Annotated in this window: 27 protein-coding genes and 2 tRNA genes; 11 read left to right on the top strand and 18 right to left on the bottom strand. The window is 60.8% G+C overall.

From position 1 onward, the window contains the following. Window positions 1-36 precede the first annotated feature (36 nt). From flgG to H620_RS0125015, 9 genes are all read right to left on the bottom strand, one after another. Complete coding sequence (flgG, locus tag H620_RS0125055) at window positions 37-822, bottom strand: flagellar basal-body rod protein FlgG (RefSeq protein ID WP_023381561.1); 786 nt, start codon at window positions 820-822, stop codon at window positions 37-39. A 47-nt stretch (window positions 823-869) separates the two neighbouring features. Continuing rightward, window positions 870-1610 carry a flagellar basal-body rod protein FlgF gene (flgF, locus tag H620_RS0125050; RefSeq protein ID WP_023381562.1) on the bottom strand — a complete coding sequence of 247 codons (741 nt, stop codon included), beginning with the start codon at window positions 1608-1610 and terminating at the stop codon, window positions 870-872. A 224-nt stretch (window positions 1611-1834) separates the two neighbouring features. Next, entirely contained in the window at window positions 1835-2020 is a 186-nt protein-coding gene (locus H620_RS0125045) for a hypothetical protein (protein ID WP_023381563.1), read from the bottom strand. A gap of 51 nt (window positions 2021-2071) precedes the next feature. Then, window positions 2072-3424: a flagellar hook protein FlgE gene (gene flgE / locus H620_RS0125040; RefSeq protein WP_023381564.1), complete on the bottom strand. Its 1353-nt coding sequence runs from the start codon at window positions 3422-3424 to the stop codon at window positions 2072-2074. Window positions 3425-3457: 33 nt separating this feature from the next. Beyond that, window positions 3458-4168, bottom strand: a complete 711-nt coding sequence (gene flgD / locus H620_RS0125035) for a flagellar hook assembly protein FlgD (RefSeq protein ID WP_023381565.1) — start codon at window positions 4166-4168, stop codon at window positions 3458-3460. A 15-nt stretch (window positions 4169-4183) separates the two neighbouring features. Beyond that, window positions 4184-4627 carry a flagellar basal body rod protein FlgC gene (gene flgC / locus H620_RS0125030; RefSeq protein WP_023381566.1) on the bottom strand — a complete coding sequence of 148 codons (444 nt, stop codon included), beginning with the start codon at window positions 4625-4627 and terminating at the stop codon, window positions 4184-4186. Between the two features lie 2 nt (window positions 4628-4629). Continuing rightward, entirely contained in the window at window positions 4630-5037 is a 408-nt protein-coding gene (gene flgB, locus H620_RS0125025) for a flagellar basal body rod protein FlgB (RefSeq protein ID WP_023381567.1), read from the bottom strand. A gap of 388 nt (window positions 5038-5425) precedes the next feature. Then, complete coding sequence (gene cheR, locus H620_RS0125020) at window positions 5426-6253, bottom strand: protein-glutamate O-methyltransferase CheR (RefSeq protein ID WP_023381568.1); 828 nt, start codon at window positions 6251-6253, stop codon at window positions 5426-5428. Between the two features lie 52 nt (window positions 6254-6305). Next, window positions 6306-7235: a chemotaxis protein CheV gene (locus H620_RS0125015; protein WP_023381569.1), complete on the bottom strand. Its 930-nt coding sequence runs from the start codon at window positions 7233-7235 to the stop codon at window positions 6306-6308. A gap of 64 nt (window positions 7236-7299) precedes the next feature. On the opposite strand from H620_RS0125015, the gene flgA reads away from it, so the two are divergent. From flgA to H620_RS0124990, 5 genes are all read left to right on the top strand, one after another. After that, window positions 7300-8052, top strand: coding sequence for a flagellar basal body P-ring formation chaperone FlgA (gene flgA, locus H620_RS0125010; RefSeq protein WP_023381570.1), 753 nt, complete (start codon window positions 7300-7302; stop codon window positions 8050-8052). A 152-nt stretch (window positions 8053-8204) separates the two neighbouring features. Beyond that, window positions 8205-8513: a flagellar biosynthesis anti-sigma factor FlgM gene (gene flgM, locus H620_RS0125005; RefSeq protein ID WP_027908228.1), complete on the top strand. Its 309-nt coding sequence runs from the start codon at window positions 8205-8207 to the stop codon at window positions 8511-8513. Between the two features lie 51 nt (window positions 8514-8564). Beyond that, complete coding sequence (locus H620_RS0125000; RefSeq protein WP_023381572.1) at window positions 8565-9032, top strand: flagella synthesis protein FlgN; 468 nt, start codon at window positions 8565-8567, stop codon at window positions 9030-9032. A gap of 80 nt (window positions 9033-9112) precedes the next feature. Beyond that, entirely contained in the window at window positions 9113-9856 is a 744-nt protein-coding gene (locus H620_RS0124995; protein ID WP_023381573.1) for a flagellar brake protein, read from the top strand. Between the two features lie 178 nt (window positions 9857-10034). Next, window positions 10035-10604 carry a hypothetical protein gene (locus tag H620_RS0124990; protein WP_023381574.1) on the top strand — a complete coding sequence of 190 codons (570 nt, stop codon included), beginning with the start codon at window positions 10035-10037 and terminating at the stop codon, window positions 10602-10604. Between the two features lie 46 nt (window positions 10605-10650). On the opposite strand, the gene H620_RS0124985 is transcribed toward H620_RS0124990, so the two are convergent. The 3 genes from H620_RS0124985 to bkdR all read right to left on the bottom strand — a co-directional run bounded on the left by H620_RS0124985 (window position 10651) and on the right by bkdR (window position 14082). Next, complete coding sequence (locus tag H620_RS0124985; RefSeq protein WP_023381575.1) at window positions 10651-11991, bottom strand: MFS transporter; 1341 nt, start codon at window positions 11989-11991, stop codon at window positions 10651-10653. Between the two features lie 129 nt (window positions 11992-12120). Next, a complete protein-coding gene (locus tag H620_RS0124980) occupies window positions 12121-13362 on the bottom strand; it encodes a glutamine synthetase family protein (protein WP_209439671.1) in 1242 nt (413 codons plus the stop codon). A 234-nt stretch (window positions 13363-13596) separates the two neighbouring features. Beyond that, window positions 13597-14082 (bottom strand): Bkd operon transcriptional regulator BkdR, encoded by a 486-nt coding sequence (bkdR, locus tag H620_RS0124975; RefSeq protein WP_023381577.1) that lies wholly within the window; start codon window positions 14080-14082, stop codon window positions 13597-13599. 197 nt (window positions 14083-14279) lie between these two features. Here bkdR and H620_RS0124970 point away from each other — a divergent pair, with 197 nt between their 5' ends. The 5 genes from H620_RS0124970 to H620_RS0124950 all read left to right on the top strand — a co-directional run bounded on the left by H620_RS0124970 (window position 14280) and on the right by H620_RS0124950 (window position 20015). Next, a complete protein-coding gene (locus tag H620_RS0124970) occupies window positions 14280-15512 on the top strand; it encodes a 3-methyl-2-oxobutanoate dehydrogenase (2-methylpropanoyl-transferring) subunit alpha (RefSeq protein ID WP_023381578.1) in 1233 nt (410 codons plus the stop codon). Window position 15513: 1 nt separating this feature from the next. Beyond that, window positions 15514-16572 (top strand): alpha-ketoacid dehydrogenase subunit beta, encoded by a 1059-nt coding sequence (locus tag H620_RS0124965; protein WP_023381579.1) that lies wholly within the window; start codon window positions 15514-15516, stop codon window positions 16570-16572. Then, window positions 16573-17844 (top strand): dihydrolipoamide acetyltransferase family protein, encoded by a 1272-nt coding sequence (locus H620_RS0124960; protein WP_027908226.1) that lies wholly within the window; start codon window positions 16573-16575, stop codon window positions 17842-17844. It begins immediately after the preceding gene. A gap of 2 nt (window positions 17845-17846) precedes the next feature. Further along, window positions 17847-19226 carry a dihydrolipoyl dehydrogenase gene (lpdA, locus tag H620_RS0124955; protein WP_027908225.1) on the top strand — a complete coding sequence of 460 codons (1380 nt, stop codon included), beginning with the start codon at window positions 17847-17849 and terminating at the stop codon, window positions 19224-19226. A 225-nt stretch (window positions 19227-19451) separates the two neighbouring features. Then, window positions 19452-20015, top strand: a complete 564-nt coding sequence (locus tag H620_RS0124950) for a hypothetical protein (RefSeq protein ID WP_023381582.1) — start codon at window positions 19452-19454, stop codon at window positions 20013-20015. Between the two features lie 86 nt (window positions 20016-20101). Here H620_RS0124950 and H620_RS0124945 read toward each other — a convergent pair whose 3' ends face one another. From H620_RS0124945 to phnN, 4 genes are all read right to left on the bottom strand, one after another. Next, window positions 20102-20824, bottom strand: a complete 723-nt coding sequence (locus tag H620_RS0124945; protein WP_012315576.1) for a TylF/MycF/NovP-related O-methyltransferase — start codon at window positions 20822-20824, stop codon at window positions 20102-20104. Continuing rightward, window positions 20821-21687, bottom strand: coding sequence for a hypothetical protein (locus H620_RS0124940; protein WP_023381583.1), 867 nt, complete (start codon window positions 21685-21687; stop codon window positions 20821-20823). Before H620_RS0124940 ends, H620_RS0124945 begins: the two co-directional genes overlap by 4 nt. Window positions 21688-21942: 255 nt before the next feature. Further along, a tRNA-Arg gene (locus H620_RS0124935) sits at window positions 21943-22019 on the bottom strand. A 121-nt stretch (window positions 22020-22140) separates the two neighbouring features. Further along, entirely contained in the window at window positions 22141-22728 is a 588-nt protein-coding gene (phnN, locus tag H620_RS0124930) for a phosphonate metabolism protein/1,5-bisphosphokinase (PRPP-forming) PhnN (protein ID WP_023381584.1), read from the bottom strand. Window positions 22729-23074: 346 nt separating this feature from the next. Here phnN and H620_RS0124925 point away from each other — a divergent pair, with 346 nt between their 5' ends. After that, a complete protein-coding gene (locus H620_RS0124925; protein WP_003254499.1) occupies window positions 23075-23401 on the top strand; it encodes an Arc family DNA-binding protein in 327 nt (108 codons plus the stop codon). A gap of 90 nt (window positions 23402-23491) precedes the next feature. Here the strand turns inward: H620_RS0124925 and mgtE are convergent, their stop codons facing one another. Then, window positions 23492-24934 (bottom strand): magnesium transporter, encoded by a 1443-nt coding sequence (gene mgtE, locus H620_RS0124920; protein ID WP_023381585.1) that lies wholly within the window; start codon window positions 24932-24934, stop codon window positions 23492-23494. 426 nt (window positions 24935-25360) lie between these two features. Continuing rightward, a tRNA-Arg gene (locus H620_RS0124915) sits at window positions 25361-25437 on the bottom strand. Between the last annotated feature and the right edge of the window lie 2 nt (window positions 25438-25439).

Below are 25439 nucleotides of genomic sequence, written 5' to 3'. Positions count from 1 at the left end.
GCAACTGAACTAGGAGCTAGGAACCAGAAGCCGGCGTTACAGCTGCTGAGTGACGAACGACAGCATCTGGTCGGCAGTGGAGATGACCTTGGAGTTCATCTCGTAGGCGCGCTGGGTGGTGATCATGTTCACCAGCTCTTCCACGGTGCTGACGTTGGAGTTCTCCAAGGTCTGCTGCAAGGTGGTACCGAAACCGTTCAGGCCCGGGGTACCCACCTGTGGGGCGCCACTGGCGGCGGTCTCCAGGAACAGGTTGTTGCCCATCGCCTGCAGGCCGGCCGGGTTGATGAAGTCAGCGGTCTGAATGTTGCCGATGACCTGAGCGGCCGGGTTGCCGGCGGTGGTGATCGACACGGTGCCGTCCTGGCCGACGGTGAAGGTCTGGGCGTCGTTTGGCACGACGATGGCCGGCTCCAGCGCCAGGCCATCGGCGTTGACGACCTGACCATCGGAGTTCAGGTGGAAGGTACCGTCACGGGTATAGGAAACGGTGCCATCGGGTTGCAGGATCTGGAAGAAACCACGGCCGTTGACGGCGATGTCCAACGGGTTCTCGGTGGTCTGCAGACTACCGGTCTGGAAGTTCTTCTGGGTGCCGACGATGCGCACACCGGTACCGACCTGCAGACCCGACGGCAGTTCGCTGTCCTGGGTGGACTGCGCGCCCGGCTGACGCTTGATCTGGTAGAGCAAGTCCTGGAACTCGGCGCGATCACGCTTGAAGCCGGTGGTCGAGACGTTGGCCAGGTTGTTGGAAATGACGGTCAGGTTGGTGTCCTGGGCGGACAGGCCGGTTTTAGCGACCCAAAGAGCCGGAAGCATCAGTGTTCTCCTCGTGCGCCTGTTTTACGGCACCCTTTCAAATGTGATTAGCCGATTTGCAAAACACGCGCCATGGCTTCATCGCCTTCCTTGGCCGCGTTCATCATCTTGACGTGCAGTTCGAATTGACGGGACAGCGCGAGCACCGAAGTCATTTCTTCGACGGCATTGACATTGCTGCCCTCCAGGAAACCGGACACCACGCGCACATTGACGTCGGCGTCGGCCGGCTGGCCATTCTGGGTGTGGATCAAGCCATCCAGGCCTTTGGTCAGGCCCTTGGTGTCGGGGTTGACCAGTTTGATGCGATCGACCTCGGCCATCACCCGGGGGTCTTCACCCATGGCACGGATACTGATGGTGCCGTCGGCGCCCACTTCCACCTTCTGCTCTGGCGGAATGGCGATCGGACCACCGTTGCCGATCACCGGCATACCGTTGCCGGCGCGCAGCACGCCCAGCGCATCGATGTTCAGGCTGCCGGTGCGCACGTAAGCCTCGCTGCCATCTGGCGCCTGCACGGCGATGAAGCCCTGCCCCGCGACTGCCACGTCCAGTTCACGCCCAGTCTCGACCATCGGTCCTTCGCTGAAGTCGGTCGCGGGACGCTCAGTCATCGCGAACGCACGCGCCGGAAAGCTGTCACCGAACACCGGCATCGAGCGCGCCTGCTCCAGGTCACGCTGGAAACCGTTGGTGGAAACGTTCGCCAGGTTGTTGGCATGGGCCTTCTGCGCCAGCGCGTTCTGGCTGGCGCCGGTCATGGCCACGTAAAGCATCTTGTCCACAGTCATCCTCCGCTGCACTGGCGATCATTTGCCGCTCGCCGTTGCTGTGCAGGCTTTAAAGCAAGTTCCGAACCAACTTTCTTAAATCGTGAAAAAGCCCGTGAATACGGGCTTTCGAGGGGCTGGTGACCGGCACTGACGTCGGTTATCCGGCGCCGGGTTGCCGCTGGCGGCAAAGACGATGGCTTGTTAAGACCTCGTCGCCGGCAAGATCCCAAGTGGCGCTATGGCTCCCTGCAGCCACCATTGGTGTATGGCCCGGCGAACTTCTTCCAGCCATCACCCGGCGACCATTGCGAACAGACCAGCCGGCCATCCGCCTGGCTCTCCCAGCGCCACCAATAAGCGGTGCCAGCCTGGACCTGGGCAAGGCAAAAAACGGCGACCAGCACAATGAGCCACTTGTTCATGCTAACTCCATGAAGCGGGGCCGCCCTGCAGCCCCTACCCTCAATCCAGCATCAGGTCATCTGGATGATGGTCTGCATGATGGTGCTTTCGGTGGAGATGGTCTTGGCGTTCGCCTGGTAGTTGCTCTGCGCCTTGATCAGCTCGACCAGCTCTTGCGTCAGGTTGACGTTCGAGGCTTCCAGCGAGTTGGACTCGACGCTACCCAGAGTACCGGTCTTCGGCGAGTCAATGCCCGGAATACCCGAGGAGTAGGTCTCGGTCCAGCGAGTGCCGCCAATCTGCTGCAGACCCTGTTCGTTGGCGAAGCTGGCCAGGGCCACCTGGCCGATGGCGCGCGACTGCTGGTTGCTGAAGCTTGCGAACATCACGCCGGTGGAGTCGATCGACAGGCTCGACAGGATACCGGTGGCGTAGCCGTCCTGGGACTGCGACATGCGCGCGGTTTCCGTGTTGTAGGACGTGGTGCTGTTCATCGACAGGCGCATGCCCGCAGCGTTTTCCGCAGAACCGTTGGAGGCCCAGTTACCCGAAGCATCCTTGGCGGCTGGAATCCAACCCTTGAGGGTGAAGGTATTGTTGGTCACGTCCCACTGGGCACCGGCCGGAGCACCCACAGGAATGCTGGCAGGGTCGGTCGCCATCGACGCCACGCTACCGTCGGAGTTGAAGGTCATGGACGCCTCCAGCGGGGCAGCCGACGTCGGGTCCATCGGATTGCGACCATCGATCAGGGTGTACATGGTCCACTGGTTCGTCCCGGTCTTGCGGTAGAACTGCTCCATGGTGTGCTCGTTACCCTGACTGTCATACACCTTGGTCGGGAACGACTTGGTATAGGTAGTATCGTCGGCCGGGTCGAACGCCGGACCGGCAGGCGTGGCGCTCGGCAGCGGAATGATGTCCGCCTCGGAGTTCAGGTTGATGCCCTGGTCGATCAGGGTGGTGGCCTTCGGCGCCAGCGAGGAGGTATCGATCTTGAGATCGGTCAGTACGCCACGCTTGATGTTGCCGTTCTCGTCGGCGGCATAGCCTTGCAGGCGCAGGCCGTCCGAGGTGATCACGTAGTTATCCTTGCTGTTCTGGAAGGCACCGGCACGGGTGTACACGCGCGCGCCGTTGTCAGACAGGATGAAGAAGCCCTGGCCTTGGATACCCATGTCCAGCACGTTGCCGGTGTTGTTGACGTCGCCCTGGCTAAACTGCTGGGAGATCGCTGCCAAGCGCACACCGTTACCCACCTGGTTCTTGCCCACGCCCAGGCGGTTGGCCCCCGCGTATACGTCTGCGAATTCGGCACGGGAGGATTTAAAGCCGGTGGTGTTGACGTTGGCGATGTTGTTGCCAGTGACGTCCAGTTGCTTGTTGGCCGCGTACAGACCGCTAAGGCCGATATTGAAAGACATGTAGTTGCTCCTTTTCTTGCCGTTCTATCGGCCTTAGATACCGATGGTTTGTACGTCGGACAGCGAAACCTTGCCGACACCCGCCAGGTTCAGCACCATCTCGCCGGTGGTGTTGAAGCTGACGCTGGTGACCTTGGCTGGCAGCAAGGTATTCATCTGCACCGCCTTGCCGTCCACCGTGGTAGTGGCGGTAAAGGTGTAAGTGCCCGGATCGACCTTCTCGCCCTTGCTGTTGGTGCCATCCCAGATGAAGTCGGCATAACCGGCCTTCTGCTCGCCCAACTCGATGGTCTTGACGGTGTTGCCATCCTTGTCGGTGATAGTGATCTTCGCTTCGCTGATGGCCTGGGGCACCACGAACTGCGCATTGAAGCTCTCAGTGGTGTCGACGATGGCCTTGTCGTTCTGCACGATCACCGAACGACCGACCAGCGAGGACGCCTGCAGCGCTTGCGACGAAGCCATGGCGCTGGTGATGGCGCTGACCGACTCGTTCAACGAGGTGATGCCTTCGAGGCTACTGAATTGCGCCAACTGTGCGACGAACTCGCTGTTGTCCTGCGGATCCAGCGGGTTCTGGTTCTGCATCTGGGTGACCAGCAACTGCAGGAAGGCATCTTTGCCCAACGTCTGGTTGCCGGTCGCAGCGCTGGTAGTCGTGGTCTTCTTGGCGCTGCTGGTGGTGACACCTGACGCCGCGATGACGTCATTGAGGTTCACACCACTGGTGCTATCGACTGCCATGGTCTGGATTCCTTATCACTGACCCAGGGTCAGTACTTTCTGCATCATGTTCTTGGCGGTGTTCATCAGTTCGGCGTTGGTCTGGAACGCACGGCTGGCGGAGATCATGTCAGCCATCTCCTCGACCACGTTGACGTTGGGGTAGTAGACGTAACCGTCCTTGTTCGCCGCCGGATGGTTGGGCTCGTAGCGCGCTTCCAGGTTGCTCTGGTCTTCGATGATGCCCTTGACCTGAACGCCTTGACCGGCTTCACCCTGGTCTTCGAACAGCGACTGGCTGACGCCGCTCTGCGCGTTCTGGAACGTGGTGGCGAACACCGGGTGGCGAGCGCGGTAGGTCTGGTCGATGCTCGACGAAACGGTCTCGGCGTTGGCGATGTTGGAGGCCACGGTATTGAGACGCGTGTTCTGCGCGCTCATGCCGGAGCCTGCGATGTTGAAGACACTGGACAGGGACATGGTTACTCTCCGCGCAGGGCCGAAACCAGCCCTTTGAATTTACTGTTGAGCAAGGTGAAGCTGGCCTGGAAGCCCATGGCGTTTTCCGTGTAGTTGGCCTGCTCTACCTGGGCGTCGACGGTATTCTGGTCGATCGACGGCATCGCAGGCGTACGGTACTGGAGGGTATCGTCCGCCATGGCCAGACCTTCGGCCTCGATGTGCCGGCTGTTGGTACGCTCCATGGCGAAGCGCCCGCTCTGCTGCTTCTGACTCTCGGCGGCGAGCACCGACGAGAAATCCATGTCACGCGCCTTGTAGTTGGGCGTGTCGGCGTTGGCGATGTTGTTGGCCAGCACTTCGGCACGCTGGGCGCGGAAGCCCAGGGCCTTTTCGTGAATGCCAAGCGCCTTGTCGAAACTGATGCTCATGTCAGGGAACCTTCAAAGGTTGACCAGCGTGTGATTGCCAAAGCTTTAGCAAGTGCTGTGCCAAACCTGTAGAAGCCCATGTTTGCGGGGTTTTTGCGGTTACCGGCAGCGCCGGCATGCCAGAAAAGCGGCAAAGTGCTTCCGCCTGGAGATGCCTGAGCGGCAATTGCCGGACGGCAAAAGCGGCAAAACAAAAAATTGACGTCAGAGGGCAGATGGCGGGGCGATGGGGGTTGGTCGGGAGCGCTGCGGCGGTCGCGCGCGCCTGCCACAGACGTTATTGGCCGTGAACAAACGTAGGAGCGAACCTTGCTGGGGATGCGCCGCGCGGGCGGCGCTCGATCTCACAGGCGCCACACCCCACAGACAAGCACCCGCCCCCTCCTGATCACTTGGCCTGGTAGATGATCCCCGGGCTGCACTGCACCATCTGGTAATGATCCGGCAGCCCGTTCAGCGCCTCGGAAGCGCCAAGGAACAGATAACCACCCGGTTTCAAGGTGCTGTGAATGCGCATCAAAATGTCTTTCTTCACCTGCGCCGAGAAGTAGATCAGCACGTTGCGGCAAAACACGATGTCGAACTTGCCCAGCGCCGCATAGCTGTCGAGCAAATTGAACGAACGGAACTCGACACGGCTACGAATGGCCGGCTTCACCGCCCAACGCCCTGGCCCCTTGGTGTCGAAGTAACGCTGCAACCGCTCCTGGGACAAACCACGGGCAATCGCCAGGCTGTCGTACTCACCCGTCTTGCAGTTGTTCAGCATCGAACCGGACAGGTCGGTGGCGACGATCTGCGCTCCCATCTTCAACTGTCCGAGGTTGCTGCGCTCGAACTCGTCCAGCGCCATGGAGATGGAGTAAGGCTCCTGCCCCGACGAACAGGCCGCCGACCAGATGCGCAGACGCTGACCCGGATTGTTCTTGATGAACTCCGGAACCACCTTGTTCTTCAACACTTCGAACGGATAGGTGTCGCGAAACCACAGGGTCTCGTTGGTGGTCATGGCATCGACCACCTGCTCGCGCAGCCCACCACGCGGCTGCGTCTGAATACGCTGGACCAGCTCGCCCAAGCTCTTGATGCCCTGCTGCTCCATCAGCTTGTTGAGACGGCTGGAGACCAGATACTGCTTATTCTCGCCCAGCAGGATGCCACAGGCTTTCTCCAGGAATACCCGGAACTGTTCGAAATCCAAATTACCCGTAGACACTAACGCCGCCTCTTTTCAATCACTGGTGTCGGGAGCTGTCCCCCCAACTGCTTCAATGCGTTGCCTTGATCCGGTCGACCACGCGCTGGGCAAGGTCGTCCGGCTTGAATTTGGCCAGGAAGTCATCGGCGCCGACCTTCTTGACCATGGCCTGGTTGAACACCCCCGACAATGAAGTATGCAGGACGATGTGCAACTTTTGCATACGCGGGTCACTGCGAATCTCCGCAGTCAGCGTATAGCCATCCATTTCCGGCATTTCAATGTCCGAGATCATCATCAGGAACTCCTCCTCGGGTCGCTTGCCCTCGTCCACCAGCTTGCGCAGGTAATCCAGGGCCTGACGACCATCGTTGAGCGCCACCACCTCGACACCGACCGTCTGCAGGCAACGACTGACCTGCTTGCGCGCCACCGACGAGTCGTCGACAGTAAGCACCCGAAGCAGCACGGCCTTGTCCTGCACCTCGGCATCGACCACGCCGGCGGACACCGACTCGGACGACGGCGCCACTTCGGCCAGCACCTTCTCCACATCGATGATCTCGACCATGCGGTTGTCCACCCGGGTGACCGCCGTCAGGTAGTGATCGCGCCCAGTCCCCTTGGGTGGCGGATGGATCTCTTCCCAGTTCATGTTGACGATGCGCTCCACCGAGTGCACCAAAAAGCCCTGAGTCTTGGTGTTGTACTCGGTGATGATCACGAAGCTGTTGCGCGTGTCTTCCGTAAGGCCGGGCAAACCGGTCGCCATCGACAAGTCGAGGATCGGGATGGTCGCCCCGCGAATATTGGCCACACCACGCACCACCGGATGGGACTTGGGCAGCAAGGTCAGCTCCGGGCACTGCAGCACTTCCCTGACCTTGAATACGTTGATGCCGTAGAGTTGCTCGCCGTTGAGGCGGAACAACAGCAACTCCAGGCGATTCTGCCCCACCAGTTGCGTGCGCTGGTTGACCGAATCCATAACACCAGCCATGCCAGACTCCTTTACTTGTCAGCCTATGTACCGAGTCGGCACGGGCTTTGCTTTTTTGAGTGCCATGTACACGAAAACGACATTTTTCCGACGATTGACCCGCCTGCTGAGCAGCACGCTCGCCGCGCTGTGCCTGCTGGCACCCGGTGCTCGTACGCTGGCGGACGCGTTCACCTTGCCTGAACAGCTTATCGGTGTCACCCAAGGGTTTCTTGAATTTACCGTTGAGGATTACCTGGCCACGACCCAGACCGCGGGCCGCTACGACATCCAGGTCAATTCGCTCGACCCGCGCCTACGCATGCCACTGTGCAGCCAGGCCTTGGACGCTTCCCTGGAAAGCCCGGCCCAGCCGCTGGGCCGGGTAACGGTGCGCGTACGCTGCGATGGCAGCGCCCCCTGGACGGTATTCGTGCCGGCCACCGTGCGGCTGTATCGCGACGTGGTGGTGGCCACCCGCCCACTCAAGCGCGGCAGCACGGTCGGCGAGGGTGACGTCGCCCTGCGCGAACGGGATGTCGGAACGCTGAACCAAGGCTTTCTCACCGAACTCGACCAGGCGCTTGAGATGAAAGTGCTGCGCCCCACGGTGCTCGACCAGGTCTTGACTCCCCAACACCTGGAACAGGCCGACGTCGTGCGCAAGGGCGACCACGTGGTGATCGTTGCGCGCAGCGGCACCCTGAGCGTGCGCATGCCAGGCGAAGCGCTCAGCAAAGGCGGCATCGGCGAACAGATCCGCATCCGCAACCTGAACTCCAAACGCGTGGTAAAAGCCCGGGTCACAGGCCCAGGGCAGGTGGAGGTCGCCATGTAGAATGGACTGGCAGTGAGGAACTGCTTTTCCTAAACTGTGTCAGAAATCGGGTTCGCGAGCGCGCTGCCAGGCGGCTATGCATTTGTGCCTAAAGTTTCTTTCGGGTTGGCCGAAAACAAGGCAAGCGTCCAAATACCCAGAGGTTTCTGATCATGGTCATCGACTTCAGTCGTTTGAATAACTCTCCGTCCATCACGGGCGGCGTACGCGGCAACACCGCGTCCGGTAGCGCCGACAAAACCGGCGAAACCCAAGAGGCGCCGAAAAGCGCCAGCGGAGAAGCGGTACACCTCAGCCAAGAGGCTCAGCAGTTGCAGAAGATCAGCGACAAGCTGCGCGATCAACCCGAGGTCAACAGCGCCCGTGTGGCCCAGTTGAAACAGGCGATCGCAGACGGCAGCTACCAGGTCGATGCCGGCCGGGTCGCCAGCAAACTGCTTGATTTCGAAGCCCAGCGCTAACCTTACGGCGCGCTGACTTCACGGACGCTAATAAAGGCCTAAGAGTTAGCCATGCACGATATCACTCTGCTGCAACTGATCGAAGACGACATCGCCCCCACTCAGGAGCTGCTCGAGCTTCTTGAAAAGGAAGCGCTGGCCCTGCATGGCCGCGACATGATGGTGCTGGAGCACATTCTGGCCCGTAAGCAGTCTTTGATCGTCTTGCTGGAGCAGCAGGGGCAGCGACGCAACCAGTTGCTCACCCAGCTGGGCCTGAGCCCCGACCGTGCTGGCGTGCAAGCCCTGGCCGCACAATCGTCCAACGGCGAAATCATCATGCAGCAGCTTGATGTACTCGGCCAATTGCTGGATGCCTGCAAGAAGGTCAACGAGACCAATGGCCGTATCATCCAGATGCAACAACACACCACGGCCAACCAGATCCGAATTCTCAACGGTGGCGACTCTCCGTCCCTGTATGACAGCCGTGGCACTACCTCGCCAATGAACAAGCCCCGGGCGCTCAGCCAAGTGTGATTAGTTCTATCAAGGCACGGAACATAATGGCAAAATGCCGTAACTTGCGTGTGCCGTTTTTGCCTGGAGATTGATAACCCGTGTTCAATGAAACCGACGCTCCGCAGCCACCAAAGGTGCTGACCACGCCTTTGGAGATCGCGGCCAACCTACGCCAGTTGCAGGAAAGCCACGATCCTCTGATCATCACCTTCCATGAGCGTAGCCAGCGGTTCCAGAGTTACGTGGTGCAAGTGGACCGCGATAGCGATGTCCTGGCCCTGGATGAAATGATCCCGCGCGATGGCGAAAAATTCATCGAGAACGGCGAACCCTTCCGCGTCGAAGGCTTCCACGATGGCGTGCGCATCGCCTGGGAATGCAACGATCAGCTGCGAATCAGCGAAGTCGATGGTCACCGCTGCTACCGTGGCGGCCTGCCGAGGGAGATGACCTACCACCAGCGTCGCAATGCCTTTCGCGCTGCGCTGAAGCTCTCGCAACTGGTCGACGTCATCCTTGACGGCACCCACCTCAAGGGTAACGGTGCCCTGCGTGGCAAACTGCTGGATATTTCGGCCACCGGCTGCAAACTGCGTTTTGAAGGCGACGTTTCCGAGCGCCTGCAGCTGGGCCAAGTGTACGAACGGTTCAAGTCCGGCAACCCCCTGGGCCTGGTGGATACCATGGTCGAGCTGCGCCACCTGCACTTCGAAGAGCGGATCAACACCACTTTCGCGGGCGTGCGCTTCCATAACCTGAACGGCCAGGCGCAACGCAAGATCGAAAGTTTCGTTTACCAGCTGCAGCGTGAAGCGCGCCGGTTCGACAAAGACGATTATTGATCGCTCGCCTCCTCCGCGAACGCCACCCAATGGGTGGCGTTTTCGTTTTTCCGCCCGGATGACTTGCAGCCTAACAAGCAGCTCCCCTTTGCTGCAGCGTTTCCAGGTTACCGGCCAAAGCCCGACCGTTTAGTGTGTCCCGCACCGCGCCAAGAACGCTTCGAGCCGAGGACACACGATGCTGCATCGCACATTTACCGCCGAATTACATTGCCAGCACGGCCGGGTAGGCGTTGTCGAAACACCGCTGGCAGCGCACCCGCTTTACGCCGCCGACCAGGACGGCTGGCTGTGCACCGAAGATTATCGAGGCGCAACGCTGAGCTTCAGGCCGATCACGTTCGAATTCGTGTTCATCGAGGAAAAACATGACCGCACCCTTTACCGCATCCAGTGCGCGGACACCTGGGAGTATCGAGGTGCGAGGCTCCAACAGAACAAGAACGGCTGGCTTGGCCTGTACGGGACGCACGTGGCAGGAAGGATCATCGACGCGCTGAATCCTGTGAACCTGCTGCCCACCCGCCAGACGATCTGGAAAATCGAAACGCTACAGCCATGGGATGGCGACATCCAGAGCGCCGAGAACATCGAGTTCTACCTACGCGACAAGGACGGCTACAGGGTGGCACACATCAAAAGCGTCTACACGAGGAACAAACCGCATTTGCATCACTGGTTTCTCAACGCCGGGAACATGGACGGCGAGATATTGAGATTCCAACTGCGTAACATCACGGTTGCCTGAGGCGATCCGCGATGGCCCCACCGGCCACTGCGGATTGCTCACCGCGTCAAACCGAACGGTCCACCTCTGCCTCAGGCTTGACGCCATTGGCCCTTGGCGCCTGATCTTCCTCGGTATCCTCCGCCGCTACCGGCGCCTGCATCATGTCCTGCACGGTCTGTTCGTCAACCCGCGGGTCAAGTGCCGCCGACAGCGGCGAGCCCGCCGCCGGCATCGCCACGTGACCCAGCGGCGCGTCCTGCACCTGATGCAGACCGGTAACCGCTTTCGGTCGGATCCGCCATACCAGTACCAACGCGAAGAACACGAAGAAGGCGTACAGCATTTGCGCGCCCAGCACCTTCATGAGCACCCCCGCTGCCAAGGGCCCTATGCACGCACCCACGCCGTAGGTGACCAGCAGCATGGCGGTCAATGAAACCCGTCGCTCGCTTTCGACGTGGTCATTGGAGAATGCCACTGCCAACGGATACAGGCAGAACTGCAACAGAGAAATCACGAAGCCAATGCCGAACAGCAACTCCAGCGGCACACTGGGCAGGAAGGCCAAAGGTGCCGAAGCCAGCGCCAGCCCCACGGCGACGCTGCGGATCAGCACCGCGCGATCGTAGCGATCTGATAGCCAGCCCAACGGCCACTGCACCAGCAGGCCGGCAAAGATGCAGCTACCCATGAACAGACCGATCTGTTCGGTAGACAGCCCTTGGCTGGAGGCATACAGCGGCGCCAGGCCGTAGAACGAACCGACGATCAGGCCCGAACCCAACACCGTGCTCAGCGACTGCGGTACCCGCTTGATGAAGAACTTCGGCTCCATCGGTGCCGGGCGCAGCGGCGCCGGGTGAATCCGCCGGGTCATGGCAACCGGAACCAGGCACAGGGCAAAGCACATGGCGACCAGCATCAGCAGCTCAGGCCCCAACTGCGGGTGCACCACCAGGATCAACTGACCGAGTACCAACCCCAGGTACGAGGCGATCATGTAGCCACTGAACACCGCACCACGATGCTTGGCATCCGCCTGCTCGTTGAGCCAGCTTTCGATCACCATGTACTGGCACATCATGCCCAGGCCGACGATCATCCTCAGCCCGACCCAGACCGGCAGCCAATTGGTCAGGCCGTGGCCCAATACCGCCGCACCTACGATTCCGGCACAGGTCGCGTAGGCACGAATGTGCCCCACCCTGCCGATCAGTCGGTGACCGACCTTGCCGCCCACCGCCAGGCCAAAATAGTTGGCCGCCATCAGCGCACCCACCCACAGGCTGTCGACATGATCGGCCGCCAGGCGCAGGGCCAGGTAGGTACTGAGCAGGCCTGAGCCGATCAGCATCATCAAGGCCGCGAAATACAGCGACTGAAACGGCTTCCAGATGTTACGCATACGTCCCGTCTAGCTCCCTGGTCAGGTGGCGTTGGTTGCAGGCAAGCATAAAAGTAAATCGGCCACGGCGCAGGCCCTTGAAGGTGAAATACCTGGTCAAAGGCGCATCCAGTCGTGCTTGTGTCGCGTTCAGGCCTGTGTCGCCAGCACTCGCCGCTCCCAAGGCGTGATCTCATCGAAGAAATCCGTCAGCTCCATCGTCTTGGTGGCCAGGTAACCCTCGATGAACTCATCCCCGAACAGCTCCCGCGCCAGGCCACTGCGCTGGAGGCGCTCCAACGCAGCGTGCAGCGTGCAGGGCAGACTCAGGAGTTCCGGCACCTCGAACTCGCCCTGGATGGCCGGCGTCGGCTGCAGGCGCTGCTCGATACCGTGCAGGCCCGCCGCAAGACTGGCGGCAATAGCCAGGTAAGGGTTGGCATCCGCACCTGGTAGACGGTTCTCGACCCGCCGCGCCGCCGGCGCGCTGGCGGGAATGCGCAAGCCCGCGGCGCGGTTGTCCTGCGACCAGCAGGCGTTGTTCGGCGAGGCATACGGGTGGCACAGGCGCTGATAGGAATTGACGTTGGGCGCGAACAACGCGGTGAAGTCGGCCAGGCAGGCCTGCAAGCCACCGATGAAGTGGTAGAAGGTTTCGGTCGCCTGGCCCTGGTCATCGCTGAACACAGTGCGCCCTGTGTCGATCTGCACCAGGCTCTGGTGGATGTGCATCGAGCTACCAGGCGTCCTGGCCAGTGGCTTGGCCATGCAGACCACGGTCAGGCCATGCTTGAGCGCCACTTCCTTGAGCAAGTGCTTGAACAGGAAGGTCTGGTCAGCCAGCAACAGCGGATCACCGTGCAACAGGTTGATCTCGAACTGGCTGACGCCCATCTCGTGCATGAAGGTGTCACGCGGCAGGCCCATGGCCGCCATGCACTGGTACACCTCGGCGAAGAAAGGCCGAAGACCGTGGTTGGAGCTGACGCTGAACGCCGAGTGACCAAGTTCGCGGCGGCCATCCTTGCCAAGCGGCGGCAAGAAGGGCTGAACCGGGTCACTGTTGGCGGCGAAGACGAAGAACTCAAGCTCGGTCGCCACTACCGGCGCCAGGCCCAGGCTAGCGTATCGGGCGATGACTGCTTTTAGCAGACCGCGCGTGGACAAGCCTGACGGATTGCCACTCAGCTCGTTGGCGTCGCAAATCGCCAAGGCCAGCCCCCCGTCGCTCCAAGGCAGACGATAAATGTGAGCCGGGTCTGCAGCAAGGGCCAGGTCACCGTCGTCGCTTCCGTAGAACTTCGCCGGAGGATACCCCCCCATGATGCATTGCAGCAGGACTCCGCGCGCCATCTGCAGGCGCCGGCCTTCGAGAAAACCTTCGGCGGTCATCACCTTGCCGCGCGGAACGCCGTTGAGGTCGGGGGTGACGCATTCGATCTGGTCGATGCCCTTTAGGCGCTCGGCGAGCGAGCGCGGGCTGGCGGTGGTCATGACGCGGTCCTTGTTGTTATCAGCTGAAACAACATTAGGCTGGGGGTGTTTAAAATATCAAGCACCTACGGCAAGGTGCTTGCCTGCCACAGTCATCGCCGGCAAGCCGGCGTCTATCCCATTACAGGCGCCCTATTCCCGCAACGTCATCCCGTTGGCCGGCAACGGCAATGCGGTCTTGTATCGCACCTGCTTCAACGCGAAGCTGGAACGAATATTCGCCACCCCCGGTAAACGGGTCAGGTAATCGAGAAACCGCTCCAGCGCCTGGATGCTCGGCAACAAGACCCGCAGTAGATAGTCGGGATCTCCCGTCATCAGGTAGCACTCCATCACTTCCGGCCGCTCGGCAATCTCCTCTTCGAAGCGATGCAGCGATTGCTCCACCTGCTTCTCCAGGCTGACATGGATGAACACGTTCACATCCAGACCAAGCACTTCAGGCGCCAGTAACGTCACCTGCTGACGAATCACGCCCAGCTCTTCCATGGCCTTGACCCGGTTGAAACAGGGCGTGGGCGAGAGGTTCACCGAGCGCGCAAGCTCGGCGTTGGTGATGCGAGCGTTTTCCTGAAGGCTGTTGAGAATGCCGATATCCGTACGATCGAGTTTGCGCATGAGACAAATTCACCGGTTTTTTGTGTTTATGCGGAATGTTTATCTTCCCCGCACTGCAAAGGCAATCAACTTGAGAGAAAAATTCTTCCGCCGTGCCTCTAAGATGTAAATGACGCTGACTTACCAGTCACAAGCCGGTATTCAGCGGCGGCCGCTTCAGAGCTCACAAAAACAACATCCGAGCGAGCGTAAAAAGCATGAACGAGTACGCCCCCCTGCGTTTGCATGTGCCCGAGCCTACCGGCCGGCCAGGCTGCCAGACCGATTTCTCCTACCTGCGTCTGAACGATGCGGGTCAAGTCCGTAAACCACCGATCGACGTCGAACCTGCCGACACCTCAGACCTGTCCTACAGCCTGATTCGTGTGCTGGACGAACAGGGCAATGCCCTGGGTCCATGGGCCGAGGACATCGATCCGAAGGTATTGCGTCAAGGCATGCGCGCCATGCTCAAGACGCGCATCTTCGACAACCGCATGGTGGTCGCCCAGCGCCAGAAGAAGATGTCCTTCTACATGCAGAGCCTGGGCGAGGAAGCCATCGGCAGCGCCCAGGCCCTGGCCCTGAACCGCACCGACATGTGCTTCCCCACCTATCGTCAGCAGAGCATTCTGATGGCCCGCGACGTGTCGCTGGTGGAGATGATCTGCCAACTGCTGTCCAACGAGCGCGACCCGCTCAAGGGGCGCCAGCTGCCAATCATGTATTCGGTGCGCGAAGCTGGCTTCTTCACCATCAGCGGCAACCTGGCCACCCAGTTCGTCCAGGCCGTTGGCTGGGCCATGGCCTCGGCGATCAAGGGCGACACCAAGATCGCCTCTGCCTGGATCGGCGATGGCGCCACCGCCGAGTCGGACTTCCACACCGCCTTGACCTTCGCTCACGTCTACCGTGCGCCGGTCATCCTCAATGTGGTCAACAACCAGTGGGCGATCTCCACCTTCCAGGCCATTGCCGGTGGCGAGTCGACCACTTTTGCCGGACGTGGCGTAGGCTGCGGTATCGCGTCGCTGCGCGTCGATGGCAACGACTTCCTGGCCGTTTACGCCGCCTCGCGGTGGGCCGCCGAACGTGCTCGCCGTGGTTTGGGGCCGACCCTGATCGAGTGGGTTACCTACCGCGCCGGCCCGCACTCGACTTCGGATGACCCGTCCAAGTACCGCCCTGCCGATGACTGGAGCCACTTCCCACTGGGCGACCCGATCCTGCGCCTGAAACAGCACTTGATCGCCATCGGCCAATGGTCCGAGGAAGAACACCAGGCTGTGACCGCCGAGCTGGAGGCCGCCGTCCTGGCCGCGCAGAAGGAAGCCGAACAATACGGCACCCTGGCCAACGGCCATATTCCAAGCGCCGCCTCGATGTTCGAGGACGTGTACAAGGAGATGCCCGATCACCTGCGCCGCCAACGCCAGGAACTGGGGGTTTGAGATGAACGATCACAACAACAGCATCAAACCGGAAACCGCCATGGCCACCACTACCATGACCATGATCCAGGCCCTGCGCTCGGCCATGGATGTCATGCTCGAGCGCGATGACAACGTGGTGATCTACGGCCAGGACGTCGGTTACTTCGGCGGCGTGTTCCGTTGCACCGAGGGCCTGCAGAACAAGTACGGCAAGTCGCGGGTGTTCGACGCACCGATTTCCGAAAGCGGTATCGTCGGCACCGCCGTGGGCATGGGCGCCTATGGTTTGCGGCCAGTGGTGGAAATCCAGTTCGCCGACTACTTCTATCCTGCCTCCGACCAGATCGTCTCGGAAATGGCACGCCTGCGCTATCGTTCCGCCGGTGAGTTCATCGCCCCGCTGACCCTGCGCATGCCCTGCGGCGGCGGCATCTACGGCGGCCAGACCCACAGCCAGAGCCCTGAGGCGATGTTCACCCAGGTGTGCGGCCTGCGTACCGTGATGCCGTCCAACCCCTACGACGCCAAAGGCTTGTTGATCGCTTCGATCGAATGCGACGACCCGGTGATCTTCCTCGAGCCCAAGCGCCTGTACAACGGCCCCTTCGATGGCCACCACGAACGCCCGGTAACGCCCTGGTCGAAACACCCGCAGAGCGCCGTGCCGGACGGTTACTACACCGTGCCGCTGGACAAGGCCGCCATCACCCGCCCGGGCAACGATGTCACCGTGCTGACCTACGGCACCACCGTCTACGTCGCCCAGGTAGCCGCCGAGGAAACCGGCGTGGACGCCGAGGTAATCGACCTGCGCAGCCTCTGGCCGCTGGACCTTGAGACCATCGTCGAGTCGGTGAAGAAGACCGGCCGTTGCGTGGTGGTGCACGAAGCCACCCGCACCTGCGGCTTCGGCGCCGAACTGGTTTCGCTGGTCCAGGAGCATTGCTTCCACCACCTCGAAGCCCCCATCGAGCGTGTGACCGGCTGGGACACTCCCTACCCTCATGCACAGGAATGGGCTTACTTCCCAGGCCCTTCTCGGGTAGGCGCGGCATTGAAACGGGTCATGGAGGTCTGAATGGGCACGCACGTCATCAAGATGCCGGACATCGGCGAAGGCATCGCACAGGTCGAGTTGGTCGAGTGGTTCGTCAAGGTCGGTGATGTCATCACCGAAGACCAGGTGGTGGCCGATGTCATGACCGACAAAGCCACCGTGGAAATTCCCTCACCAGTGAGCGGCAAGGTGCTGGCCCTTGGCGGTCAGCCTGGGGAAGTGATGGCGGTCGGCAGCGAGCTGATCCGCATCGAAGTGGAAGGCAGCGGCAACCATGTGGATGTACCGCAGCCCAAAGCGCTTGAAACACCGACAGTGGCGGCGCCGGCTGCCATTGAGCCGCAACCGCACGCAAAGCCGGTGGCCAGCCAGCCCACTGCCGCTTGTTCGGCGGCCCCCATCGTGCCGCGCCAGGCCAATGAGAAACCACTGGCCTCCCCCGCCGTACGCAAGCGGGCGCTGGATGCGGGCATCGAACTGCGTTACGTGCACGGCAGCGGCCCGGCTGGGCGTATCCTGCACGAAGACCTCGATGCGTTCATGAGCAAACCGCAGACCAGCGCCGGACAAGCGCCGATGGGCTACGCCAAGCGCACTGACAGTGAACAGGTGCAGGTGATCGGCCTGCGCCGCAAGATTGCCCAGCGCATGCAGGATGCCAAGCGCCGAGTGGCGCACTTCAGCTATGTCGAGGAAATCGACGTCACCGCGCTGGAAGCCCTGCGCCAGCAACTGAACCAGAAGCACGGTGAAAGCCGAGGCAAGCTCACCCTGTTGCCATTCCTGGTTCGTGCGCTGGTCGTAGCCCTGCGCGACTTCCCACAGATCAACGCCACCTACGATGACGACGCCCAGGTCATCACCCGTCACGGCGCGGTGCACGTCGGCATCGCCACCCAGGGCGACAACGGCCTGATGGTGCCGGTGCTGCGTCACGCCGAGGCCGGCAGCCTGTGGGGCAATGCCAGCGAAATCGCGCGCTTGGCCCTCGCTGCCCGCAACAACAAGGCCAGCCGCGAGGAGCTGTCCGGCTCGACCATCACCCTGACCAGCCTTGGCGCCTTGGGCGGCATCGTCAGCACGCCGGTGGTCAACACCCCGGAAGTCGCCATCGTCGGGGTCAACCGCATCGTCGAGCGGCCCGTGGTGATCGACGGCCAGATCGTGGTGCGCAAGATGATGAACCTGTCCAGCTCGTTCGACCACCGCGTGGTCGATGGCATGGATGCCGCTTTGTTCATCCAGGCCGTGCGCGGCCTGCTTGAGCAACCCGCCTGCCTGTTCGTGGAGTGAGCATGCAACAGACTATCGATACCACACTGCTGATCATTGGCGGCGGCCCTGGCGGTTACGTGGCCGCCATCCGTGCCGGGCAACTGGGCATCCCCACCGTGCTGGTGGAAGGCCAGGCCCTGGGCGGTACCTGTCTGAACGTCGGCTGCATACCCTCCAAGGCACTGATCCACGTGGCCGAGCAGTTCCATCAGATGACACGGCACACCGAACAGTCGCCGCTTGGCATCAGCGTAAGCTCGCCAACCCTGGACATCGGCCGCAGCGTGGCGTGGAAAGATGGCATCGTCGACCGTCTTACCACCGGCGTGGCGACCTTGCTGAAGAAGCATGGCGTGAAGGTGATCCATGGCTGGGCGAAGATCCTCGACGGCAAGCATGTCGAGGTCGACGGCCAGCGCATCCAGTGTGAACACCTGTTGCTGGCCACTGGCTCGAACAGCGTCGAGTTGCCGATGCTGCCACTGGGTGGTGCCGTCATCTCGTCCACCGAAGCCCTGGCGCCCACGACCCTGCCCCGGCATCTGGTGGTGGTCGGCGGCGGCTACATCGGCCTTGAGCTGGGCATCGCCTACCGCAAGCTGGGCGCCGAGGTCAGCGTGGTCGAGGCACGCGAGCGCATCCTGCCGACCTACGACAGCGAACTGACCGCACCCGTGGCCGAAACCTTGAAGAAACTGGGTGTCCGGCTGCACCTTGGCCACAGCGTCGAGGGCTATGCCGATGGCTGCCTGCTGGCCCGCGACAGCCAGGGCGCGCAGTTGAGCCTGGACGCCGACCGGGTGCTGGTGGCGGTCGGACGCCGTCCCCGTACCCAGGGCTACAACCTGGAATGCCTGGACCTGAAGATGAACGGCGCGGCCATTGCCGTCGACGACCGCTGCCAGACCAGCATGCGCAATGTCTGGGCCATCGGTGACGTGGCGGGCGAACCCATGCTTGCCCATCGCGCCATGGCGCAAGGTGAGATGGTGGCCGAAATCATCGCCGGCAGGGCACGGCGTTTCGAGCCTGCGGCCATTGCGGCGGTGTGTTTCACCGACCCGGAAGTGGTGGTGGTCGGCAAAACCCCCAAGCAGGCAACCGCGCAAGGCCTTGACTGTATCGTCGCGCAGTTCCCGTTCGCCGCCAATGGCCGGGCCATGAGCCTGGAGTCGAAAAGCGGATTCGTGCGGGTGGTGGCGCGTCGCGACAACCATCTGATCCTTGGCTGGCAAGCGGTTGGCGTGGCGGTCTCCGAGCTGTCCACCGCCTTTGCCCAGTCACTGGAAATGGGTGCGCGACTGGAGGATATCGCCGGCACCATCCACGCCCATCCGACCTTGGGCGAGGCGGTGCAGGAAGCAGCACTGCGCGCCTTGGGCCACGCACTGCATATCTGACACTGAAGCGGCTACGGCCGATGTTGGCCCGCTGCGCCCCAGGCGCCGCGGGTCTTTTTTCATCCCGTGCTTGCCGCCTGCGGCAAGGTCATTCCGCACAAGGGCAAGCATGTTCCGAGCAAATGCCCGCCGGAAATGGCCAAAGCGCTCTACGTTCGCGCTTTTCGCGCCTGGCACAGCTTTTGCGACCCCCCCTCCTGTCCTATACCTTTCCAAGGAGGAAACATGCTCATTACATCCAACGGCCTGGGCTGGCAGGCGAACATCCAACAGCAGCGAGTCAGCAATGAACAGGCACTGGCCGAAGTCGTGCAGACACGTCCCCCGGTAACCACCAGCAATACCTCGGCTCAACAGAACAGTCAGGGCAACACTGCACAGCAAAACGCCGAAGATGCCCGCGAAGAGGCCTTCGCCAAACTCAAGGTGCTGCTGCAAAACCCCGACATCGCGGCGCGCCAGCAGGCCAGCATCAACTCGCAGGACACCAGCAATGCCCTGCAGGAATTCCGTGAGTACATGGCCAAGACACCGGAAGAGAAGGTGCAGGAGAAGGTTCTGGCAGAACTGGGCCTGACGGTCGAGGAGTTCGAAGCCCTGCCGCCGGAGCAGAAGCAGAAGATCGGTGAGCAGATCGCCCAGCGGATCAAGGAAGATATCGAGATGAACACCCAGGCCAAGGTGCAACAACAGGCGCTGAGTGAAGCGCGGGCCCAGGTAGGCGCTGACGTGGCGACATCGCAGAGCGCACAGGACCGCGAGAAGGCCCTGGAAGCGATGGAGGTCTGATCCTCCTCGCCTTTATCCCGGTCAAGGAGAACCGCACATGAAAGGGCCGACGCCCAGGTCGTGCCCTCTCATGCCGATGGTTCACATCAGACGCGGAAGTACCCCACCGACGAGTCGAACGGCAGGCGCTTGAGCTCGATTTTGTTCAGGTCCAGCACGTCACGCAGAGCGGCAGTCTCGCCTGGGAAGTTGCGATAGGCGACTTCATCCAGCACCACGATCGCACCCTTTGGCATGTATGGCAGGAACGTCTCCAAGGCGACCTTGGTCGACGAGTACAGGTCGGTGTCGAGGATCAGCATCGCCACCACCAGGTCAGGACGGGTTTTCACGAAAGCCGGTACGGTCTCCAGGATGTCGCCCTTGACGATCTCGCAACGGGGGATACGGTTGACCGGACGGATCAGGTCGTTTGCCTCGATCATGTCCTGGATCAGGGTCTCGTCCGTATCGGAGAACATGCTCTCGTTGATGTCGGCTGGATCCTGCTCGGCGTCGATGCTGGCAAAGCCGCCGAAAGTATCGAAACCGATGATCGAACGGTTGATCGCGTAAGGTTCCAGGATCATCGAAAGCTGCATGTACAGCATCAGCGAGTTGCCTTTGTACACACCGCACTCGACGATGGCGCCAGGGATGTCCTGGACCATCTTGAACAGCTCGATGCGCGACAGCGCGGCGGTCACGGCGATACGGTTGGCAAACACGAACGGCGCATCCGCCACGTATTGGGCATCGACACGGCTCAGCACGCTAGCGCGCTTTTCGTTGTACTCGACCTCGGCAGCAGTCAGGCGACGCTTGGTCATGGGTTAACTCCCTGGAATTGCGAAAAGTCGCTGGCATTGAAAAAATCTTTGAAGCCGGCCTCTGCATCCGAACAGCCATTGTCGACGTTCGGCGCGCCGCGCTTGTGCAGCAGGTCTTGCAGGTGGATCAGGCGAAAGTCCACGCTGAAGCGCACCTTGTCGGTGAAGTTGGCCACGGTGCCGTGCAAATGGGAACCGGAGAATATCAGCATCTCGCCGCTGTTGGCGGCCACGCGCAACTCGGCGCTGGTGTCGATGTCCTCCAACGGCACCGGGTGCACGCGGGTCTCTTCGGTGATGTTCTGAGAAGCCTTGTGCCGTTGCACATTGATCCAGTCGTTCAGGCTCCATTGGGCGGAGCTGTTCTGCACAGGACGGTCGAAGTAGGCCGGGTTGATCATCATGGTCTGGTCGGGCTCGATGCTGTACACCGGCATCCAGGTGTTGACCTGGCTTTCCACACTGCCGTACCAGGTATCGCGGTGCGGCTTGTAGGCGTAGCTCACGCCCGCGTGCAGATAGTCATAGTTGGGTACCACACGTACCCGAGGCACGTCGAAGATGTAGTCCTTCGGGTCGGCCCCGATCTCCCGAATGAAATCGCGGATCAGCGCCTTGGCCTCAGGGCCATTGGTGAACTGGCGCTTGAGTGCGGTGACACGCTCGACGAAGGTTTCCACCGGCATCATCTTGTGCAGCGACTGGTGATCGGTTTCGCCATCGAACGCAGCGGTGATGCTCTGCCGGGCCAGGGCGCACAACTGGTGCGCATTGCCAAGGCCGGTCTCCAGGAAAATGTCGCCCTTGAACAGCGAGCCCCGGTAGTCCGGCTTGTTTTTCACCTGGTTGACATAAAAATTCATACTTGCCCCTTCAGAACTCATTGTGACCAATGCCCACCGCGGGCTGCGTCGACCAGCAGCGGGGCATGAATTGAAGTGGACGCAAGGCGACGCACACTGCCGCTGAAGGCAGCAACTTCAACCATTGGCGATACGGATGCATTGCCCGTATCCAGTGACCAAGTGATCGGCATGCTGACAGGAAACTTTAAGCGTGGATGTACCGGCGATCCGGTTGCCACGCTTGGTGCAAAGGTAATTTGTTTGGGCTTTGAGTGGCGTCCCAGGCAGGAATTGAACCTGCAACCTTCCCCTTAGGAGGGGGATGCTCTATCCAATTGAGCTACTGAGACACAAGAGCCGGCAGCGAGCGCTACACGGCAGGACGGCAAACATGTTAACCAGCGCAATGCCGTTTGTCATGTCTCTGTCGGGCTTTTTGCACGTAGGCGATTTCCGATGTTGGCAAAACGCTTAGTCCAGCAGGCGCTCTTGTCTCAAAAGCGCCAGCAGCCCTTCGACGGCCATTTCCAGCGAAGTGGAGTTATCCAGCACATGCACACCCGGCTCCTGCCCGGTCTGCAACTGGGCATTGCGCGCCAAGCGCTGCTCGACCTCTTCCGACGTTTCACGCCCCCTGGCTAGCAAACGCTGGCGCAACACCTCTGGCCGCACGGCAATGCATACCGCCACCATGTCGGGGTAACGCTGCCGCGCCAAAGGCAGGTAGGCGCGCGAACCATTGACCAGCACATGCCGGCCCTCACTGAGCCATTGGTCCACTTGCGACGGAATACCGTAATCCAGACCATTGGCTCGCCAATGCATGGCGAACGCTCCAGCCTTGCGCATCTCCTCGAAGCGCTCGGACGTGACACCGTGCGCCGCCTCGCCCTTGGACTCAGCAGATCGCGTGATGACCCGACGGGCAATTTCCACCCCAGCGGCGGTCAATTGCGCACGCGATGCATCGATCAGGGAATCTTTTCCTGAACCTGATGGTCCTACCAGGTAGATCAGGCGGCCTGAGGGAGTATTGCGGGCGCTTGCGTCATGTTGCATAGCCACTATGCTCAATGTAGGAAACCCGCGCATTCTAGGTGTTTTCCCGACCCTTTGCTGCGATTTACCAGTTTTTGACGGCAAAGGTCTGACGGTGTGGCGTGCCGGTACATGCAAAACTTTTCAAACCAGTGCTCATTTCTGATAATTGGTACTGGCAAAAAGCCTTTATCCGGCTCACTATTTGTCACAGAATTGACGCCAAGGAAACGGCGACCTTGAGGCAAGATGAGCACCCAATTTTTCACGACGGTTGAACATTTTGTCGTCGCCACGGTCGTACTTCCACCCCGTGCGGCCAATTTGAGAACCGCTTCCCCTGAACCAAAAAATCCGGTCAATTTATATGCGCCCAATGAAACAGGCTATCTATTCGAGCCGCACCGCTGACAAGTTTGTCGTCCGCCTGCCAGACGGAATGCGTGAGCGCATTGCCGAGGTAGCGCGCAACCACCACCGCAGCATGAACTCTGAAATCATCGCTCGCCTGGAACAAAGCCTTATCCAGGAAGGTGCGCTGGGCGACGAGCTAAGCATGCGCCTGGACAGCCCTGAACTGTCCCTGCATGAGCGCGAGTTGCTGCAACGCTTCCGCCAGCTCTCCCACCGCCAGCAGAATGCGCTGGTCGCCCTCATCGCTCACGATGTGGAAATGGCTGCCGACGCCTCCTGAGGCTTCGAGCAAGCATTAAAAAGCCAGCGTAAGCTGGCTTTTTTTTGCGTCGCCATGGGCTGCCTAAATCAGCCCATCGGCAACCCCTTCCTACATCAGGAACAGCGTTGCCAATCCCAGGAAAATGAAGAAGCCACCACTGTCGGTTACCGCAGTGATCATCACGCTAGAGCCCATGGCAGGGTCGCGCCCCAGACGGGTCAGGGTCATCGGGATCAACACCCCCATCAGCGCTGCCAGTAACAGGTTCAGGGTCATTGCCGCGGTCATCACCAACCCCAGCGACCAACTGCCATATAGCCAGAAGGCAACCGCCCCGATCACGCCGCCCCAGATCAGGCCATTGAGCAGAGAGACCGCCAATTCCTTGCGCATCAAGCGCGCGGTGTTGCCCGGAGACACCTGATCGAGCGCCATGGCCCGCACGATCATGGTGATGGTCTGGTTACCGGAGTTACCGCCAATGCCTGCCACGATCGGCATCAGCGCCGCCAGCGCAACCAGCTTTTCAATCGAGCCTTCGAACAGACCGATCACGCGGGACGCCAGAAACGCCGTGATCAGGTTGATCGCCAACCAAGCCCAGCGGTTGCGCAGCGAGCGCCAGACCGAGGCGAAGATATCTTCCTCTTCGCGCAGACCGGCCATGTTCAGCACTTCGCTTTCGCTCTCCTCACGGATCAGGTCGACCATCTCGTCAATGGTCAGACGACCGATCAAACGGTCGCTCTTGTCCACCACCGGAGCGGAAACCAAATCGTAACGTTCGAAAGCCTGGGCCGCGTCGTAGGCGTCTTCCTCAGGGTTGAAGGACACGGGGTCAGTCGCCATGACCTCCGCCACCTTTTTCTCCGGGTCGTTGACCAAAAGACGCTTGATGGGCAATACGCCTTTGAGTTTGCCGTCATAGTCGACCACGAACAGCTTGTCCGTGTGGTTCGGCAGCTCCTTGAGCCGGCGCAGGTAACGCAGCACCACTTCCAGGCTGACGTCTTCGCGGATGGTGACCATCTCGAAGTCCATCAGCGCGCCGACCTGCTCTTCGTCGTAGCTCAGTGCCGAGCGTACGCGCTCACGCTGCTGGGCATCGAGGCTTTCCATGAGCTCGTGAATGACGTCTCGCGGCAACTCTGGGGCCAGGTCGGCCAGCTCGTCGGCATCCATCTCCTTGGCGGCAGCCAACAGCTCGTGATCGTCCATATCGGCGATCAGGGTTTGCCGCACGGCGTCGGAGACTTCAAGAAGAATGTCGCCATCGCGATCCGAGCGCACCAGCTGCCAAACCGTCAGACGGTCTTCCAGTGGCAATGCTTCGAGGATGTATGCAATGTCGGCAGGGTGCAGGTCGTCGAGCTTGCGTTGCAGCTCAACCAGGTTCTGACGGTGGACGAGGTTTTCCACCAGGTCATGGTGGTGACCTTCCTGGCGGTGCGTCAGGTCTTCGACCACTCGTTGGCGCTGCAGCAGCTCGACCACCTGGGCCAGGCGATCCTGCAGGCTCTCTTGGCCTTTTTTTACTTCTACTTCAGTCATAGGCGAACTCCACTCCCAGCAGCGGAGCACGCCGGGAGAATCAATCGGTCAGATCTTTCTGTATGAATCTTCTTAAGGAGTAACTACTGGGTAAGTCCATGGTGGTATTCCACAAGCCCCGGCGGGGCTGACGGGCGCAATCATACACTGCCTAAGCTGTCAGATCGCTTAAATTTTTGGCCAGAACAATCGTTTGCGCGATAAAGCTAGGACAACGCTCGAAGCTATCAGTGCGACGGCTGCTCTGACGTTAAAAGCACATTTATCATGCGCCTGTAGGCTTTCAGTTCGTGAAGGGACTGGGCTGCTGCGCAACCCATCGCCGGCAAGCCGACCCTTACCCGAAAGCTTAGTTGCACATTGCTGACAATTCAGCGACAACGAAAAACAAAAAGCCCGCTCGATTTGAGCGGGCTTCTTGATGTATGGCGGACTCAGGAGGATTCGAACCTCCGACCGCTCGGTTCGTAGCCGAGTACTCTATCCAGCTGAGCTATGAGTCCGT

The sequence above is a fragment of the Pseudomonas taiwanensis DSM 21245 genome (genome assembly GCF_000425785.1).
Classification (GTDB): domain Bacteria; phylum Pseudomonadota; class Gammaproteobacteria; order Pseudomonadales; family Pseudomonadaceae; genus Aquipseudomonas; species Aquipseudomonas taiwanensis.
This window is presented reverse-complemented; position numbering and strand designations above follow the sequence as displayed.

Coding starts and splice junctions, on each gene's coding strand:
- flgG (WP_023381561.1), bottom strand. CDS start 822: ATGCTTCCGGCTCTTTGGGTCGCTAAAACCGGCCTGTCCGCCCAGGAC.
- H620_RS0125045 (WP_023381563.1), bottom strand. CDS start 2,020: ATGAACAAGTGGCTCATTGTGCTGGTCGCCGTTTTTTGCCTTGCCCAG.
- flgE (WP_023381564.1), bottom strand. CDS start 3,424: ATGTCTTTCAATATCGGCCTTAGCGGTCTGTACGCGGCCAACAAGCAA.
- flgD (WP_023381565.1), bottom strand. CDS start 4,168: ATGGCAGTCGATAGCACCAGTGGTGTGAACCTCAATGACGTCATCGCG.
- flgC (WP_023381566.1), bottom strand. CDS start 4,627: ATGTCCCTGTCCAGTGTCTTCAACATCGCAGGCTCCGGCATGAGCGCG.
- flgB (WP_023381567.1), bottom strand. CDS start 5,037: ATGAGCATCAGTTTCGACAAGGCGCTTGGCATTCACGAAAAGGCCCTG.
- H620_RS0125015 (WP_023381569.1), bottom strand. CDS start 7,235: ATGGCTGGTGTTATGGATTCGGTCAACCAGCGCACGCAACTGGTGGGG.
- flgA (WP_023381570.1), top strand. CDS start 7,300: ATGTACACGAAAACGACATTTTTCCGACGATTGACCCGCCTGCTGAGC.
- flgM (WP_027908228.1), top strand. CDS start 8,205: ATGGTCATCGACTTCAGTCGTTTGAATAACTCTCCGTCCATCACGGGC.
- H620_RS0125000 (WP_023381572.1), top strand. CDS start 8,565: ATGCACGATATCACTCTGCTGCAACTGATCGAAGACGACATCGCCCCC.
- H620_RS0124990 (WP_023381574.1), top strand. CDS start 10,035: ATGCTGCATCGCACATTTACCGCCGAATTACATTGCCAGCACGGCCGG.
- H620_RS0124985 (WP_023381575.1), bottom strand. CDS start 11,991: ATGCGTAACATCTGGAAGCCGTTTCAGTCGCTGTATTTCGCGGCCTTG.
- H620_RS0124980 (WP_209439671.1), bottom strand. CDS start 13,362: ATGACCGCCGAAGGTTTTCTCGAAGGCCGGCGCCTGCAGATGGCGCGC.
- bkdR (WP_023381577.1), bottom strand. CDS start 14,082: ATGCGCAAACTCGATCGTACGGATATCGGCATTCTCAACAGCCTTCAG.
- H620_RS0124970 (WP_023381578.1), top strand. CDS start 14,280: ATGAACGAGTACGCCCCCCTGCGTTTGCATGTGCCCGAGCCTACCGGC.
- H620_RS0124965 (WP_023381579.1), top strand. CDS start 15,514: ATGAACGATCACAACAACAGCATCAAACCGGAAACCGCCATGGCCACC.
- H620_RS0124960 (WP_027908226.1), top strand. CDS start 16,573: ATGGGCACGCACGTCATCAAGATGCCGGACATCGGCGAAGGCATCGCA.
- lpdA (WP_027908225.1), top strand. CDS start 17,847: ATGCAACAGACTATCGATACCACACTGCTGATCATTGGCGGCGGCCCT.
- H620_RS0124950 (WP_023381582.1), top strand. CDS start 19,452: ATGCTCATTACATCCAACGGCCTGGGCTGGCAGGCGAACATCCAACAG.
- H620_RS0124945 (WP_012315576.1), bottom strand. CDS start 20,824: ATGACCAAGCGTCGCCTGACTGCTGCCGAGGTCGAGTACAACGAAAAG.
- H620_RS0124940 (WP_023381583.1), bottom strand. CDS start 21,687: ATGAATTTTTATGTCAACCAGGTGAAAAACAAGCCGGACTACCGGGGC.
- phnN (WP_023381584.1), bottom strand. CDS start 22,728: ATGCAACATGACGCAAGCGCCCGCAATACTCCCTCAGGCCGCCTGATC.
- H620_RS0124925 (WP_003254499.1), top strand. CDS start 23,075: ATGCGCCCAATGAAACAGGCTATCTATTCGAGCCGCACCGCTGACAAG.
- mgtE (WP_023381585.1), bottom strand. CDS start 24,934: ATGACTGAAGTAGAAGTAAAAAAAGGCCAAGAGAGCCTGCAGGATCGC.